Source organism: Brevundimonas sp. UBA7534, from assembly GCF_002479325.1.
GTDB lineage: Bacteria > Pseudomonadota > Alphaproteobacteria > Caulobacterales > Caulobacteraceae > Brevundimonas.
In genome coordinates this window covers 15644-16021 of sequence record NZ_DLMO01000040.1, presented here as the reverse complement: position 1 = coordinate 16021, position 378 = coordinate 15644, and the positions used below count along the sequence as shown (strand labels likewise).

The window sequence follows — 378 nt, the reverse complement described above, 5'->3', positions numbered from 1 at the left end:
CCAGGTCGCCGTCCAGCACCACCGTGACCATGCCGCCGAAGCCGCCGTGCATCTGGCGCGCGGCCAGATCGTGCTGCGGATGGGCGATCAGGCCGGGATAGATCACCTTGGCGACCCCCGCCCGCGTCTCCAGCCAGCGAGCGATGGTCAGGGCGTTCTCAGAGTGCGCCTTCATCCTGAGCGCCAGGGTCTTCAAACCCCGGTTGGCCAGAAAGGCGTCGAACGGCCCCATGATCCCGCCGACCGAGTTCTGCAGGAACTTGATCCGCGTCGCCAGGTCGGCGTCGCCGGTGACCAGCACTCCGCCAATGATATCCGAATGGCCGTTCAGATACTTGGTCGCCGAGTGCATGACCACGTCCGCGCCCAGGCTCAGCT

General features: G+C 66.4%; 1 protein-coding gene. It reads right to left on the bottom strand.

Features of this window, described 5'->3' with window-relative positions:
• A partial coding sequence (locus B2U11_RS03195; protein ID WP_292069916.1) for a PLP-dependent transferase occupies positions 1-378 on the bottom strand: 378 nt, incomplete at both ends.